The organism is Ignavibacteriales bacterium, assembly GCA_016214905.1.
GTDB lineage: Bacteria > Bacteroidota > Ignavibacteria > UBA10030 > SZUA-254 > PNNN01.
In genome coordinates this window covers 1,363,804-1,376,773 of the sequence record JACRMQ010000007.1, presented here as the reverse complement: position 1 = coordinate 1,376,773, position 12,970 = coordinate 1,363,804, and the positions used below count along the sequence as shown (strand labels likewise).

The window sequence follows — 12,970 nt, the reverse complement described above, 5'->3', positions numbered from 1 at the left end:
GCCGATGTTACCTTCACTCCATCGACTATCAAGCTATCTACATGATAACCGGTACTTGGTGTAATTGTAAATGTCTGACTTCCGCCGTAGTTCACTATCGCAGTTGGTGTCGGACTGATACTTCCGTTCGAGCCTGCACTTGAGGTTATTATTGGACTCAACGGTTCTCCAATTGCATAGTCACTCATCGCTGATACATTGGTAACTCCTGTCGTTGTTGATGTCCTTGTGCCGATCGTTGGTGATGACCAACTTGAGCCATTATATCTCTTAACAGTATAATTTCCGGGAGTTGAACCAACATCGATATCACCCGGATTAATAAATGTGAATGCTGCATCATACATTGAATAGGTCAATCCTCCGCCCGCCGTCAGTGTCCAATACCTATTGACACTCTTTGATGAATTAATTCCCGATGTTGAAATATTCAAATGATCACCCGATGTTGTTTTAGCCGTTACATTGCCAGGTGTAGATACATTAGCAAATGATATAGCAGCCGGTGTATAATTAGTTGCATCACCTACATCGAATGTAAATGATTGTGCCCCGGGTGAAAATAATTTTTGTAAATTGCCGTACACATATTTTCCTACACTTGCACCACTAACGGATCCAGATGATCCTATGATGAGATTGTTAGCACCAGTTGTAATTTTACCAGATGCAAATGTTAACGTACCATTGACCGTCGTACTTCCGGCAAGAGTAACACCATTTGTATTATTAATCTTGAGCCCTCCATATGTCATTGTGCTGACTGTTTGTGCACCAGAGCCATTGTATTCGACTGTACTCAATGAATGAAGATCGTATGTATTAAATGTCGGCATAGAATTTGTACCACCAATTTGCAAAGTCGCACCAGCATCAATCGATAAAATTCCACCACCAGCATCCTGCGTAAGTGTATACGTCGAAAGGTTTAACGTTCCGGTAGAATCGATCAATGAAATAATGTCAACGAGATTCATACCAAGCGTTGTTGTAGCATTGGATTTCATATTTATCAATGACGGGAATGAAGGTGTTGCCTGTGTTCCAGTAATGGTAGAAGGAGTATTGCCAGTGAAATATACATCTACAGCCGACCCATCGAATATACCGTCATAAGTGAAACTGCCGCCGACATTAAAATCAGACATAGCAGTGATGGTTCCAGCAATTTTAACGTTATAAAAATTGATAGTCCCTCCACCACCAATCTCTCCTAAGGTTGCGTTGCTCATAACTATCGTGGAAGTGCCGCCATCAAAGATTCCATCGCAAGTCAATGATCCCGCAATGGAATCTATAATGCCCGTTCCGGCATGGAATGTAGCACCACTGCCAATAGAGAGATCACCCACTATAGTCCAACCTGACGGTAGCGTAATTCCAACAGCATTGGTATTCAGGATGTTAACATTTTGAAAAATTGGCGCAGTACCAACAATTGTAGTGCTGCCGGTTCCACCAAAGGTTACTCTTCCCCTACTGTTAAATGCTACTCCACTTAGACGAATAATAGATGTAGACATGGGAAGAAAATTCAAATTCCCTTCACTCGTCAGAATACCTTGATTATTTACACTTCTATAGAATGTATGTGTCAGATACCCACCATCGAAAGACGAAGCCGCCGCAATTGTTAGCGGTCCATAAACCGACCAATTAGCACTGGCAACAATACCACCGGTATTATTTATATTAACAGTGCCAAATGTTGGCGCTGCATTAGTATTTAGCGATGGCCGCACGGTTCCATTAAAATTTAATACATTATTTACGGTACCAACTATAGGTGATGAAATCTGAATAGTTTGTGCTCGCGTACCAGATACCGTTATAATCCCATCTGTGTATAAAGTTCCGGAAAGAGTAATGTTCCCATCGAGTATCATTGTTGTCGTTCCGACATTCAGCGTACCACTCATCACATCTGCGTCGCCCCTTATGTGCATCTGCGGAGCAGAAAAGGTGTAACTGCCTCCAACGGATAAATTGTATAGATCAAGATTTCCCGATGATGATAGAGTTTTACTTGAGCCGCTAAGTAAAATTGAACCAGTGCCTGGAGTAAAAGTCCCGTTATTGATCCAATTTCCATTAATAGTGGCATTATACGAACCGGCATTCAATGATGCAGAACTATTTACCAACAGATTTCCTTTTACAGCGATATGACCATTAAGTACTTTTGCCGTTGTGCTACCATTCGTCAGCGTCAGATTTCCATAAGTAGCGGAAACAATCGGCTGGGCATCGGTACCATAAAATTCTTGTGTACTTGTTGAATCAAAAATGTATGTAGAAAAATTCGATGGTATGTTGCTGCCAGTTCCCATTTTTAATAAAGACCCTGCACCCATACTCACTGTTCCTCCGAAAGAACTTCGGCTTATTGTGTGAGTGGAGAGATCCACGGTTCCAGATGTAATCGTAAAGCTTCCAGTAGTGATTAAATTGCCGGAAGGGCTAAAAGTGCCTGACGATTTCGCTATAATCAATCTATTAATATTTCCAGAAGTCAACGTTTGTGTTCCGGAACCATTAAAAGTTAATGTGCTTCCAGCCGGAGCAAAAGTTCCGTTAGTTGTCCAATTACCGCCAACTCTGATGATTGCTGAACCTGCGTCAAACGTATTACCCGCAGCAATCGTAACATTACCGCTAACTGACAATGTGTCTGCTGCTATTTGGAAATATCCCCCCGTTGAATCAACATCTAAGTTTCCTGCTACTACAGCGTTTGCGCTGAGCGTGGCATTCCCGCTCGGTTTTCTGATATCTAAATGATAATATGTCCATGGCGCAACAATTTGACTTCCACTTCCATTATATATAACACTTCCCGATCCGCAAGTGAATGTTGCCGAACCTGAAGTTAGCCAATTACCTTTTATTAAAATTGTACCACTTCCATTTACGGTGATTTCTGAATTAGTTGTTTGGTCAATATGCCCATCCACACTCAATGAACCATTACTGATTGTCATATTGATACGTCTATTATTGACAGTAGGACCAAGATTTAGGTCTCCTCCAATCGTCATTGTTTGGTTGCCGATCACAATCGTGTGTGTGATATCCGAAGTCCATGAACCCGAATAACCGAAGGAGCCTTCTATATTAAGAGATCCACCGCTGGATAATGTAAGTGTTATTCCTTGTTCAGCTCCAAAACTGATTATCCGAGCATTGGCAACAGAAGTAATAGTGGGCTGATTTGTGCATGCCCTGAAACCAAGTTGCACATAAGTAGCACTGTCAGGTGGAATAGATGGGGTTCCATTTACAACTGACCAATTATAGGAATTATCCCAATCGCTACTTAAAGCTCCGATCCATTCGAGTGTACCGGAAATACTTGACATAAAAGTCCATCTGCCAATTATATCAGTCACGCCCGACAACTCAACACATTGATTAGGGATATCGCTGGATGTTTCACCACAATCGATCCAAGATCCAGCAACATATTTATATAAATGTAACATTGCAGGATCATTACCATTAAGCGCCTCCGCTTCGTAAGAAAGACAAAGAGTCGCCGTATATCCGGAACCACCTATTTGACTGATTGTATACATCTCAAGCCCTGAAGTACCTTTAGGTACGAAATCCGGTGGTGCCTGCATGACAACTCTTATCGTTATCGATGTAGGATTTATTCCACCGCCTGTAAATCTAATAAAATTAGTGGGTCCCTCAAACGCATAAAATATCCCATTTATAAACGTATGAGTACGGGTGATCGTACCTTCGATTACACCATTGCCTGTACGCGTAGTTGTAATTGTAATTGATTTTGTGGTATCCGGAATATATATTTTGCCTGATGTCATATTTAATGTTGCAACATTTACGGATGACGAAAGTATGACCTTAGATTCCATAAACGACTTATTCAGAGTTAAAGTGTTAAAAGCTGTACTACTCGATCCGGAAACATACTCATCATTCGATCCTGCAAATTCGATAGTTCCGGTGCTCGAGATAAATGTCCCGTTATTAATCCAATCCCCATGCACAATGTGTGTGTAGCTACCCGCGTTGAATGTAGCTCCTGCATTAATTGTCAAATGATTCGTCACTGTCATCGGACCTATCGTACTTTTTAGCCCACCGTTTGTAAAAGTCAAATTGTAATACGTTACAGGAACGATAACTTGCGCTGAAGTACCATTGTAATTTACTGTATTTGGAGTATAAGTAGTCGGATCAAACGTTCCTGCGACGAGTGTCGGAGTATCGCCGGCGCATCCTAATACCGAATTTCCACCAAGTTGTAATAATATTCCATTAAGAGTACCATTAAAGATGTTCACGGTGCCGGATATGGTTGTTGATCCTATAAATGTGACTCTTCCAGCAGTTGCGGTAAATGAACCACTGGGTACAGCAAAATTGCCACGGATAGAAAAATCGCTTGACGTAGTAATATTACCGGTAACTGTCAAAGCATTCAGAATAAACGAACCCGATCCCGAGTTAGTCATCATATTTGAAGGTCCACTCAACGTGATTGTTCCGAGTACTGCGTTAAACGATCCCGACCCGCTCAACAGTAAATTACCACTTATGGTAAGACTCGTTGAATCTGTAACACTTCCTGTTATTATTAGATTTGCAAGGGTTATTCCAGAACCATTGATTTTTTTTGACGTCCCGGACATTGTTAATGTACCACCAACTGAATGAGTAAAAGTGCCGGCGCCCACCGTTGTTAAATTTCCTGCGACCGATATGTTTGTTGTTCCAGATACGTTTATGCCTGATCCTCCAATTTCTAAATCATAAAAATTATTCACACCTGTACCGCTAATGGTGCGATAAGTCCCAATTAACACTACTTTGCTGGTACTGCCGGTAAATGTGCCATTATTTGTCCAATCACCAAGAAGAGTATGTGTAAAAGTAGCACCATTAAATGTTGTTGAAGCACCAATCGAAATATTACCATTAACAGTTAGCAAGTTGCCTGCAGTAAAACTGACAGATGTGCCTGCTCCTGTACTTGAAGTCAGGTTGCCAGCTATTACCATTGCCGAGGCTTGCATTGTTTTTATCGCCGATCCCGAACTTGAACTCAACGTCAAATGACCATACGAAAGTGTGGTAACGGTTTGGTTGGTACCGGAATATTCAACAGTCGATGAAGTTCCAAGAGAAATGGTGGAGTAGTTTATTGGAAAACTATTCAGCCCACCAATTTTAAAAGTGGCACCATTCGCAACAGAGAAACTTCCACCCATAACGGATGTACCGCGGTTTACCGTATATGAAGAGATATCAAATGTACCTCCATCAACAAATATTTTTCCGTAAGTGGAACTACTCGAATTTAATGCAGGTAAATTACCTGTTATACTTTTTGTCATTGCACCGCTGATGCGTAATGTACTGTATGTATATGAGTTACTCACCGTCTGATTTCTCGTTGTAGATGCATACTCAACCGTACTACCAGCAGAAAGTGAAACGGTTGAAGCAGAATAGTTACCGGTAAAGGTAGTTGCCCTAACCTGTAAAGTACCAGTGGAATTAACAGTTAGTGTCGAAATACTGGTGATTTGGTATGTGCTTGATTCACCAGGATTAAGCACACCACTCACCGTCAAAGTTGTTACAGTGCAGTTGACCTGAAGAGTTGTTGTACTACTGGAGTTAATCGTTAGTCGCTTAAATACTATTGTGCTCGATCCACTGATTGTTTGCGATATACCTGAAAAGGTAACTTTGGCACTACTGTTGGTCGCGTTATACGTTCCGAATTTACTGAAGTTCCCACTTAACGTGATGGTATTTGATTGTGATTGAGTGATTGTGCCGACAGCACCAATAGTCACAGATCCAGAAACGGTGAGGTTCTTACTTTGTGAACCAAGTGTAAGTGTTGAAGATTTGGATCCAGCCCCAATAGTCAACGATTTGCAACTTGAAGATGAAGTAATAGAAGGTTGGTACGACCCTGTAAAATTCGCATCACCGATAATGGCATCTACACTTGCTGTTGGAACTCCAGCCGTCCAGTTACTCGAATTACTCCAGTAGCTACTTGCAGTACCCTTCCAACTGGTTTGTGCTATGATTTGTTCTCCAAATGTAAAAGTGACCAATAATAATATTGCAAATACAGAGTGCTTTCGGAATATTCTAAATAATTTATTATTCATAATTCTATTCCTTGCATTTTTTTGTTGCATTGAAGAGTTAGAAATAATTTCCGTGAATCTTGGAATGATATTTTCAGAAAAGATAAGAATGGTTTTCATTTGAGTGCCCTTTTCACAGAAATGGTTCATTTTACCTTGTTATCTATTTTCAATTATATTTTAGAAATATTTACAATCTCAGAGGAAGGTTACAAACATTATACCATTAACTTTGGATCAGGTAGGTGCCTAAATAATCAAGTATTAAAGCAATTTAGTAAAAAAGAAAAAAACACGCAGTAAATATTGCCGATCGTTGCAAATATTACAACTCATCAATTACAATTTTTTACTAAATTTTTTAATATTCGGCTGAAAAGACTATTTTTTAAAGTAATCATACGATTGTATTTTTTTCCGAAATATCAAATTTTACTTCCAGCCGAGCTGAAATCGTTATAACCTGTAAAAAATATGCATATAATCGAAATATATTCGTGATTATTGAATTGTTAGATTTTCAACTATATATATCGTCGACCAATTAATGTAAATTCTTTTATCCGGCAAGAAAGAGAGTAAGAATTACATCTGCTCGAACTGGCAAATCTAATCCAATTTTCGTTTTTAAAAAGTGATATCGAGAAAATTCACTCGGTTCAAAATTTCAAAAAACAGTTATAAAGTAGAATATTTCAAAATATCTTAATTCAAATTTCATAATATTAGGTTATATATTTTATCGTCAACTCGAATAATAAAAAAAAGGGTTACTTGTGGTAACCCTAGTAATTGAATCAATTAATATTTAACAGAACATATTACAAGTGAGATTCAACCTTCTGTACAAGTTGAGATTTGGATACAGCTCCTATAATTTGTTCAGCCACCTGCCCGCCTTTAAACACTAGCAATGTTGGTATGCTTCGTATACCAAATTGCATCGCGGTTTTGGGATTTGAATCAACATCTAATTTGGTAACTTTTAATCGTCCATCGTATGTCTTTGCAAGTTCATCAATATGCGGTGCGATCATTTTGCAAGGGCCGCACCATACAGCCCAGAAATCAACGAGAACTGGTTTATCAGCTTCGAGAACTTCTTTTTGAAAATTCGTGTCATTTACTTCGATTGGTTTCATTTAATAATCCTTATAAAATAGTTATTGTAAAACTTTGGAAATATACAAAATTTTATTGAGATATTCTTACACTAGATGGTCCAAGCAATTGTTCAACTCCCATTATGAATTCATTCGAAATATCCACGTTTGCCGTTGTGGATTGATATAATTTTGCATTGACACCATCTGAATCGATTACATGAAAGTAGCAGGGATATTTTCCCTTATGATTATCAACTAACAATTTTAATTCAGAGATGGCTGTCTCCTGTGTAGTATCTAAACGGATGGAGATTATTACGCTCTTCGCGAATTTTTCTCTCACTTTTTCTATCGGAATAACGTCTTTGATGAATATCCTAATCGTCTCTCCGTTTTGCTCACCCGTTCCGATCGCCATGATCATAGCATCTTCTATCAATAGCTGCTGATAAGTTCTATATGCATCCGAGAAGACAATACATTCTCCTTTGCCACTGAAATCTTCCAACGTAAGGAACGCCATCATGTTCCCCTTTTTATCCACTTTCTTTTTCAATGCTGAGATAATTCCCGCAACACGGAGAGTGGTACCCTGCTTAACAGCGGCACCCGTCCCAAATTGTGCTGTTGTGAAAGCTTGAATGTCTAATTCATATTTTCTTAATGGATGTCCCGAAACATAAAATCCAAGTACAGACTTTTCACGTGATAGCTTTTCGCTCTCTGCCCAGTCGTTTATTTTTGGCAGAGCCGGGTATTGTTCCTGCTTCTTCACGGAAGAACCGCCCTCGAATAAAGACGACTGTCCTTTTGCGACTTGCTCCTTATAATTCTGCCCATACTGGATTGCAGACTCGATTACGTCGAATACCGATGATCTATTTTTGTGCAATCGTTCGAACGCCCCGGCTTGAATCAAACCTTCAAGAGTTTTTTTATTTACTAACCGTAAATCAACCCGACGGCAAAAATCGAATATGTTATCAAAATGTCCATGTTCCGTACGAGTCCTTATTATATTTTCAACCGCATGAACGCCAACATTTTTTATCGCGCTCATTCCGAATCGAATTCCATCTTTCGTTACAATGAATTGAACACCACTTTCATTAATATCGGGTGGTAAAACGGGAAGCTTCATCCGCCGGCATTCTTCAATCAATTGAACAACATAATCTGTATCGCCAATCTCAGCCGACATATTAGCTGCCATGAACTCAGGCCGGTAATGCGCTTTGATGTATGCAGTTTGATATGCCAATACGCTGTATGCTACGCTGTGCGATTTATTAAAACCATATGATGCAAATTTTTCAATCATGTCGAAAATATCGGAACCGACCTTCTTTGCAAATCCTTTTTTCAATGCACCGTCGATAAATTCTTTCTTTTGCTTCGTCATCAAATCTTTATCTTTTTTCCCCATCGCGCGGCGCATTAAATCGGCTTTGGCAAGCGTAAATCCTGCTATTTCACTCGCTATCCGTATCACCTGTTCCTGATAAACTATGATTCCGTATGTTTCTTTCAGTATCGGTTCTAAAGCCGGATGCAAGTAATCTATTCTACCCCCTTGCTTTCTGCGGATAAAATCTCCAATCATTTCCATGGGACCGGGGCGATACAAAGCATTCATCGCCACAAGATCGCTGATGCTCGTCGGTTTCAATTTCCTCAACCAATCTTGCATCCCCGATGATTCGAATTGGAAAACGCCTATCGTTTGTCCTTTACCGAATAATTCAAAGGTATCCGCATCATTCTCAGGAATATTGTCTAAATCGATTTCAACACCGTGATTTTCTTTGATAAGTTGTAGAGCGTTCTCTACAACCGTCAAGGTACGAAGTCCCAAGAAATCCATCTTGAGCAGTCCGGCTTTTTCAAGATCAATCATGTTGTACTGAGTCATGATTTCAGTCGTCGGAGTTTTGTACAGCGGCACATAATCAATTAACGGTCCCGGAGCGATCACAACTCCGGCGGCGTGTGTAGACGCATTGCGATTGAATCCTTCGAGCACTAATGAAATATCTACCAACTCACGAATTTTTTCATCGGGACTTTCTTTTATCCATTTTAGCTCGGGATTTGTTTCCAACGCTTCGGCAAGAGGAGTTACTTTTCCCTGTATCACAGGAATTTGTTTAGTGATCGATTCAACAATACTAAGCGGAACCCCGATCACTCTGCCAACATCTTTCAGAACCGCGCGTGTGGATAGTGTACCGAAGGTGATAATCTGAGAGACAGACTCACTGCCATATTTCTTTTTGACATATTCAATAACACGATCACGTTTACTGTCGGAAAAATCAATGTCAATGTCGGGCATACTCACGCGATCTGGATTAAGAAATCGCTCGAACAGTAAATCGTATTTTAAAGGATCGACATTCGTAATTCCCAAACAATATGATACGATGCTTCCGGCGGCACTTCCACGTCCGGGACCAACAAGAACGCTCATCTCACGTGCCGCATTGATAAAATCTTGTGTGATAAGAAAGTAACCGGCATATCCCATTTTGTTGATAACAGCAAGTTCATGCTCGAATCGTTGTTTAATGTCGGGAGTTATTTCTTTATACCTTCGCTCCAATCCACGCTGAGCGAGATGATTCAAATACTCATCAAGCTTCTTAGTCCCCGCGTCTTGAGGAACGGGAAAGTCGGGCATGCTCGGTTTATCGGGTTCGAGCCGGTATTGTTCTATTTTTTCGGCAATCTCAATTGTTGAAGATAACGCGGTTGGGAAATCTTTGAAAGTCCGAGACATTTCTTCTGCCGATTTAAAATATAACTGATCTGTTTGATAACGCAATTGATGATAATCGGTCGTGTTCGTTTGTGAAGCATCGGGTATCATCAGCAAAACATTATGAGCAAGAGCGTGTTCTGGTTTGATGTAATGGACATCGTTTGTTGCAACAAGATTTATATTGAATTCTTTCGCAAGTTTCGGCATTCCTTCCAAAATCGGTCTCTCTTTTTCAAGTCCATGATTCTGCAGTTCGAGATAAAAATCTTTCCCAAATATATCAACGAATAATGAAGTGGTTTCCCGCGCTTCTTCATAATTACCCTGAACCAACTGATGAGCCACCACACCATTGGGGCAAGCCGATAATGCTATAAGACCATTCGAATATTTCTGCAAAAGCTCGATATCGATTCGCGGTTTATAATAAAATCCTTCGGTATGACCAAGCGTACATAAACGAATCAGATTTTTATAACCCTCATAATTTTTTATCAGCAGAACTACGTGGTAATAAATTCCCCTTCCCTGTCCCTGTTTATTCTTGATCGAAGTGATATCTTTGTCGAACCTTGATCCTTTGGTTACGATATACATTTCGCACCCAAGAATCGGTTTGATTCCTGCTCTCTGAGCTTTTTTGTAAAATTCAATTGCTCCGAACATAACACCATGATCTGTAAGAGCCACAGCAGACATCTTGTTATCAACGGCAGCCTGGATTAATCCGTCAACAGACGCGGCACCGTCGAGTAAACTAAAGTGGGAATGATTATGAAGATGAATAAATTCAGACATGCTCAATTTCAAATACAATAAAATAAATATTACCGGCAAGAAAAAAGCCGGAATTGCGTCCAGCTTTTTCCGCCCGATTATATTGCGAATTTCTGGACTAAGACTCTAAAAACTTTTCAACGTAATGGCAGACTTTCGGTATTTCGATTATTTCACGTTTACCCGTGCTGCGCATTTTCACTTCAACATTGCCCGATGATACATTCTTCTCACCAACTATTATCTGGAGAGGAATCCCGATGAGATCGGCATCTTTGAATTTAAATCCCGGACTCACATTATCGCGATCATCGAACAAAACTTCGATGAGTGATTCCTGCAACTTCTTATACAGATTTTCTGCAGTGCTGACAACTTTTTCATTGTTGGAGTTAACCATTATCAGGTGAACATGGTATGGCGCAAGTGCTTTGTTCCAGACTATCCCGTGCTGATCGTTATTTTGTTCGATGAAACATGCAACAATCCTCTCCACTCCAATTCCGTAACTTCCCATGATAATTGGTTTTTCTTTTCCATTTTCATCAAGATAATATGCGTGAAGGGCATCGGAATATTTTGTCCCCAATTTAAAAATATGCCCAAGTTCAATTGCATTCACAACACGCAGAGGTTTACCGCATTTAACACATTGTTCGCCTGCATTCACGGTCCTGAGATCAAAATAACCGTTAACTTTCACATCTCTGTTCAAATCGATGTTCGAGATATGAAAATGATTTTTATTCGCACCGCTGATTAAGTTATTGCCACCCTGCAATCTTTTATCGACAATAATTTTAAATCCTTCCAATCCAATCGGGCCGATAGAACCGGCATCGGCTCCCGTCAGCGCTTTCAATTCATCGGCATGACAAGGACGTACATCCGCACCAAGTGCGCTCAATAATTTCGATTCGTTTAACTGGTCGTTCCCCATCATCAAAACAAGTATCGGTGTTTTATCTTGCATGAACACCAGCGATTTTGCAAGATATTTTTCATCGACTTTTAAAAAATCTTTAAGCTCATCAATTGTGCCGACGTTTGGAGTTGAAATTTCCTCCATTGTTTTACTTTCAGTATCGCGATGTGCTTTTTGCATCGCCGATGCTGCAACTTCAATATTGGCGGCATATCCGCATCCATCGCAAACAGCACAAGTGTCTTCACCCGATTCAGATTCCACCATAAACTCTTGCGATGCACTGCCGCCCATGGCACCACTCGACGCACCCACGATGAAAAATTTCAATCCGGCACGCGTGAACATTTTTTTATACGCTTCGGCGTGATAATCATAACTCTGGTCGAGTCCTTCCCACGTCGCATCAAGACTGTAAGAGTCTTTCATAATAAATTGTCTGCCGCGTATTACACCCGATCGTGGTCTCGGCTCATTCCTGAACTTCATTTGAATTTGATACCAAATCTGCGGTAAATCTCTGTACGATTTAAGATGATTCTTGGCAATGGAGCAGATAACTTCCTCGTGTGTTGGAGCGAGAACCAGTGCTCGATTTTTAATATGAAACATCGTATCGCCAAATGCTTTCACGCGACCTGTTTCTTCCCATAACTCTATCGGGTTAAGAGCGGGTAGATGAAATTCCTGTCCCCCTATGGCATCCATCTCATCACGGATTATCTCCATCGCTTTTTTCATGATTTTATAACCCAATGGGAGGAATGAATAAACTCCTGCACTCAACGAGCGTATCATACCGGCTCGTAACATTAGTTGGTGGCTTGGGATAAGAGCATCTGATGGGACTTCTTTGACAGTCGGAATAAAATTTTTACTTAATCTCATTTAATTAAATGTAATTGATTGATATTATTTTCTTATAAATTGAATCAGTCTTGCGAAACAATCGAAAAAAGACTTGGTTAATATACCAAAATTATTGAGGAGTCTCAAGTATATTTTAAATTAAAATCCCGAACCTTGCGGTTTCGGGATTAACGATCATAATTACAGATCATTGAGCGTAAAACAGTTATCCTAATTAAGGTGAATACTGAAATACCTTTAATCCAAACTATTTTTTACTTTTTCTATTTAACTTGATTTGTACCCCCGGGCAGAGTTCCCGCTTTTGTTTCACTTCAGCGGGATAAACTCCCTGCCGCCTGCGGTTTAGTCCCAAAGTTACACAAGTTAACAAACGAAGTGCAGTTAACTT

General features: G+C 40.0%; 4 protein-coding genes. All 4 read right to left on the bottom strand.

Annotated elements, in window-relative coordinates; genetic code table 11:
- The coding region (locus tag HZB59_12900) for a hypothetical protein (GenBank protein ID MBI5022326.1) at positions 1–6,161 on the bottom strand (6,161 nt) is incomplete at its 3' end.
- A gap of 800 nt (positions 6,162–6,961) precedes the next feature.
- Complete coding sequence (gene trxA, locus HZB59_12895) at positions 6,962–7,282, bottom strand: thioredoxin (GenBank protein ID MBI5022325.1); 321 nt, start codon at positions 7,280–7,282, stop codon at positions 6,962–6,964.
- A gap of 52 nt (positions 7,283–7,334) precedes the next feature.
- Positions 7,335–10,805: a DNA polymerase III subunit alpha gene (dnaE, locus tag HZB59_12890; GenBank protein ID MBI5022324.1), complete on the bottom strand. Its 3,471-nt coding sequence runs from the start codon at positions 10,803–10,805 to the stop codon at positions 7,335–7,337.
- Positions 10,806–10,902: 97 nt separating this feature from the next.
- A complete protein-coding gene (locus HZB59_12885; protein ID MBI5022323.1) occupies positions 10,903–12,597 on the bottom strand; it encodes a proline--tRNA ligase in 1,695 nt (564 codons plus the stop codon).
- Positions 12,598–12,970 lie beyond the last annotated feature (373 nt).

Bases quoted from the DNA above. Each gene is read 5' to 3' on its own strand.
- trxA (MBI5022325.1), bottom strand. From the start codon at position 7,282: ATGAAACCAATCGAAGTAAATGACACGAATTTTCAAAAAGAAGTTCTC.
- dnaE (MBI5022324.1), bottom strand. From the start codon at position 10,805: ATGTCTGAATTTATTCATCTTCATAATCATTCCCACTTTAGTTTACTC.
- HZB59_12885 (MBI5022323.1), bottom strand. From the start codon at position 12,597: ATGAGATTAAGTAAAAATTTTATTCCGACTGTCAAAGAAGTCCCATCA.